Source organism: Mycobacterium sp. E2327 (assembly GCF_001672675.1).
Lineage (GTDB): Bacteria > Actinomycetota > Actinomycetes > Mycobacteriales > Mycobacteriaceae > Mycobacterium.
The window spans coordinates 1-3,548 of sequence record NZ_LZKE01000017.1 but is presented as its reverse complement, the minus strand read 5'-3'; the positions used below and the strand labels follow the sequence as shown (position 1 = coordinate 3,548).

Here is a 3,548-nt window from a genome sequence, read left to right as displayed (position 1 = left end):
TGGACGGGCTGACGGTGCCGACCCTGGTGATCGGCAGCGAGCGCGACCGACTGACACCGATCGGCCAGTCCCGCAGGATCGCCCGAACCGCGCCCAACGTCGTAGGCCTGGTCGAGCTGCCCGGCGGCCACTGCTCGATGCTCGAACAGCCGCGCGAGGTGAACCGCCACCTGCGGGCCCTGGTGGAATCGGTGACCCAGGACGCACGGGTGCGCCGCATCAGCTCATAGCAGGGCGGCGATCTCGGCGGCCGCCCGCTGTCCGGACCGGACGGCGCCGTCGAGGAATCCGGTCCACTCGTCCGCCGTCTCGGTGCCTGCCCAGTGAATCGGCCCGACCGGCGCGCGCAACCACGGCCCGAATCGCGTCCACGAGCCCGGCGGCACCGCGGCGGTCGGGCCACCCGGAGCGAAATCCTCTGCGCCCCAACGCTGATCGACGTAGTCGAGGGGTTTGAGCGCGTCGTCGCCGAACAGCGACGCGAAACAGCGCAACGTGTCCCGGCGGCGCTGCTCGGTGGGCAGCGAGTCGAACGCGCGGGCATCGACGAAGCCCATCAGGATGCCCGGGCCGTCGGGGTGCGGGCTGACGTCGAAGGTGATGAACACCGGCCCCTGGTCCGACAGCGCCTGCCCGGAAAACCCGTCGGCGCGCCAGAATGGCGTCTCGTAGGCCGCGTACGCCTTGCTGAGCCGGCCCTGCGGCCAGTTGGCGGCGAGCTGCTCGTATTCGGCGGGCAGCGGGGGAGCGAACTCGATCGACGCGCGATGGGCCGGCGGGATCGCGACGATGACGAACCCGGCCTCGGCCGAGCCCACGTCGGTCGTGACGGTGACCCCGGCCCCATGCCGCTCGATCCGCCGCACCGGCGCGCCCAGCACCACGCGCGCGCCGAGTTCGGCGGCGGCAGCCTCCGCGATCTGCTGGGTGCCGCCCGGGAAACGATCCTGCTGGGCGCCGTTTTCGACGTCGAGCAGCGGGTCCAGCCCGCCGGCCGCGTGCACGTAGCGCGCGGCGTGCAGCATCGACACCTCGTCGGGTTCGCACCCCCATGTCACCCGGGCCACGATGGCCATCAGGTCGTGCGAGGACGCCGACGCGCGCACCGAGCGCAACCATCCGCCCAGCGACATGCCGTCCAGCTCGCGGGCGCGCCGGGCGTCCCACGGCGCCGCCACCGGCACGCTGCGCGCGATCCGCTCGAATTGCCAACGCAGCCGGCCGATGTCGAGCAGTCCGGTCAGCGACACGCGCGGGATGGTGCCGCGGTAGGGGCGCGCCCAGCCGCGCCAGTGGATCACGTTCTTGCCGTCGTGGTGGGTGGGGGTGGTCGGCACCTCGAGCTCGGCCGCCAGCGCCAGGACGGCGGTTTGGGTCGGGCCGACGAAAGTGCCGCCGAGATCGGCGGGCAGCCCGGCGACGCTGCCGGTGAACGAGCGGCCGCCGACCCGGTCGCGGCCCTCGAAGACCAGGACGTCGTGGCCCTGCCTCGTCAGCTCGCGCGCGGCGGACAGCCCGGCAAATCCGGCACCGACCACGACGACGTCGACGACCGGCGGCGGCTTTGTCACGCCGTCTAGTCAACAGCATTTTGACGATTTCGTAGGATAAATTTCCATTGCCGGTCTAAGTACGCGCTCAAGGTGGGCAGATGAGGGTCTTCACGGCGTTGTACGGGCCGGTCGACGCGGCCGGGCGCGCGCGGGCGCTGCGCGACGCCGGGGCCAGCGGTGTCGCCACCTTCGAGGGCCAGCACGACGTGTTCGCCCCGCTGACGCTGGCCGCCACGGTGGGCGGCCTGGACCTGATGACAAACGTGGCCATCGCGTTTCCGCGCAATCCGATCCACCTGGCGCACCAGGCCAACGATCACCAGCTGCTGAGCGGCGGGCGGTTCTTCCTCGGCCTGGGCACCCAGATTCGTCCGCAGATCGAGAAGCGTTTCGGCGCGCAGTTCGAACACCCGGTGGCCCGCATGACCGAGTTGATCGCGGCCCTGCGCGCGATCTTCGAGGCCTGGAACACCCGCGGCCGCTTGGATTTTCGCGGCGACTACTACCGGCACACCCTGATGACGCCGACGTTCAGCCCCGGCCCGAATCCATACGGTCCGCCGCCGATCTATGTTGGCGCGCTGGGGCCGCGGCTGACCCGTGCCACCGCCGAGCACGCCGACGGCCTGCTGGTGATGCCGTTCGGCACCAAGCGGTTCCTGCACGAGCACACGATGCCCGCGGTGCGCGACGGGCTGCGGGCCGCCGGCCGGCGGCCCGAGGAATTCGCCGTCATTCCCGAGATCATCGTGTCGGCCAACTCCGAGCCGGGGGCCGACGCGAGCACCCGGCGGCTGCTGGCCTTCTACGGGTCCACCCCCGCCTACCGCCCGGTGCTGGCCGCCCACGGCTGGGAGGCCCTGCAGCCGGAACTCAACGCGATGTCCAAACAGGGTCGCTGGGAGGAGATGGGCGGGCTCATCGACGACGAGATACTGCACACCATCGCCGCCTGCGGGACGCCCAAGGAGATCGCCGCCCACATCCGGGATCGCGTCGACGGCGTGTCGGACACCGTGTGCCTGTATCAGCCGTCGCCAATCGGGCTCGAGACGCTGTCGGAGATCGTGGACGAACTGCGCGCGTCGGGTCGAAAAGGCTAGGGCGCGACCGTCAACCAGTCCTTGAAGCCCGACGGGTCGTGGCGGCCCAGCGCGCCGTGCTCATACAGGCCCCAGCCCTCCACCGGGTCGCCGTCGCCGTCGCGGCAGACCGCGCGGCCCACGTGGTCGATGACGCCGAAGCCGGACCGCGCGACGATGGCCGGGTCGGTCATGTCGTAAGTCAGCCGCTCGACGAACTTCTCGCCCTTCCACATGCCGTGCAGCCAGTCCGAGTCGCCGCCGTAGCCGCCGCCGACGTGAATCGGCACGGGCAGCTTCGATTCCACGTCGAAGTGAACCGGGGTGCCGTCCGGCGCGGTCGCGTCGATGGTGGCCCCGGTCGGGATGCGGGTGCCCGAGCGGTAGTGGATTTTCACCCGCGGCCAGCCCAGCTGCTCGACGCGCCCGTCGCGCCACACCCGGGTGCAGTCGTTGAGGGATCGGAACCCGTTGGGCTCCTCCTGGATGATCAGCACGATCGCGAACTCGTCGAACGCCATCGGCACGTAGAGCCACCACATGCCCTCGAACGGCGGGTCGGCGGGCCGGCCCGCGGGCTCGGGCTCGCCGATCGGCCGGATGCCCCAGGACCGGTCGCGGCTGCCCAGCCAGGTCGCGGGGTCGACGGCGATCTCCTCGCCGTCGATGGCGATGCGCCCGCTCCAGGAACCGAGCTGGGCGAACCGCTGCGCGTCCAGCGTCACCCGGTTGCCGGACCGCATCAGGTGCGGCTGTTCCTGCACGACGTCGAACAGGCCTTGCCACGTGAGATCGGCTGCGAGGCCTTCGGTTTCGTCGAGGACCAAACGCAGCTTGCGCAGCGGTTCGCTGACCTCGATGCGGTAGCCGTTGACGTTCTGGTTCAGCCGGTCCTGGTCGATCGCGTCGGACA

At 71.1% G+C, this 3,548-nt stretch carries 4 protein-coding genes; 2 read left to right on the top strand and 2 right to left on the bottom strand.

Annotated elements, in window-relative coordinates; genetic code table 11:
• On the top strand, positions 1–230 hold a 230-nt coding region (locus A5712_RS01835; RefSeq protein ID WP_197519273.1), incomplete at its 5' end, for an alpha/beta fold hydrolase.
• Here A5712_RS01835 and A5712_RS01830 read toward each other — a convergent pair.
• Entirely contained in the window at positions 225–1,571 is a 1,347-nt protein-coding gene (locus A5712_RS01830) for a flavin monoamine oxidase family protein (RefSeq protein WP_068100590.1), read from the bottom strand. The genes A5712_RS01835 and A5712_RS01830 overlap by 6 nt on opposite strands.
• 80 nt (positions 1,572–1,651) lie before the next feature.
• On the opposite strand from A5712_RS01830, the gene A5712_RS01825 reads away from it, so the two are divergent.
• The gene (locus A5712_RS01825; RefSeq protein ID WP_068100588.1) at positions 1,652–2,656 is read left to right on the top strand and encodes a TIGR03617 family F420-dependent LLM class oxidoreductase; all 1,005 of its coding nucleotides are present in this window, start codon (positions 1,652–1,654) and stop codon (positions 2,654–2,656) included.
• Here A5712_RS01825 and A5712_RS01820 read toward each other — a convergent pair.
• The coding region (locus tag A5712_RS01820) for a hypothetical protein (protein ID WP_068100586.1) at positions 2,653–3,548 on the bottom strand (896 nt) is incomplete at its 5' end. The genes A5712_RS01825 and A5712_RS01820 overlap by 4 nt on opposite strands.

Bases quoted from the DNA above. Each gene is read 5' to 3' on its own strand.
- A5712_RS01825 (WP_068100588.1), top strand. From the start codon at position 1,652: ATGAGGGTCTTCACGGCGTTGTACGGGCCGGTCGACGCGGCCGGGCGC.